Origin of the sequence: Rhizobium sp. 18055 (assembly GCF_902706285.1) — a bacterium.
In the GTDB taxonomy this organism is placed as follows: domain Bacteria; phylum Pseudomonadota; class Alphaproteobacteria; order Rhizobiales; family Rhizobiaceae; genus Rhizobium.
Genome location: NZ_CACSKD010000371.1, coordinates 1 through 417, shown reverse-complemented (window position 1 = coordinate 417; position 417 = coordinate 1). Strand labels below are relative to the sequence as shown.

The following is a 417-nucleotide window of genomic DNA, read 5'->3' as shown; positions in this document are numbered from 1 at the left end:
CACTGATCGAAGACGAGCTGGCCACGCGGGAGTTCGTGCCCACCATCACGCGCATCGAAGCGGTGTCGAGCTTCACCACGCCCAGCACCTGGACGCTGGAGACCGACCGGGGGCCCGCGAAGCTGGTGCTCAAGGGCGAGGAGGACATCCGCCGCCTGGGCAGCCGCAGCGCGCTGCTGATCGCGTCGGCCGACGGCGTGCAGTTCCGCGTGCCCGAAGTGGCCGCGCTCGACCGGGCCTCCCGCCGGTTGCTGGAGCGGTTCCTCTGAGGGACCAGGCCCCGGCACGGGTCGAAGGCAGCCTGCCAGGGGGCGGCGGGGCTGGATGCGGTAGGGGAAAACCCTTAAATTCGCCGAAAGGCGAAAAAAGGCCTTAATTCCCCCTTTTTTTTGCCGTTATGGATGTACGAGACGGGAG

General features: G+C 67.1%; 1 protein-coding gene. It reads left to right on the top strand.

The window, feature by feature from the left end; translation table 11 throughout:
* A partial coding sequence (locus GVL52_RS32380; RefSeq protein WP_160012773.1) for a DUF1854 domain-containing protein occupies positions 1-269 on the top strand: 269 nt, incomplete at its 5' end.
* Between the last annotated feature and the right edge of the window lie 148 nt (positions 270-417).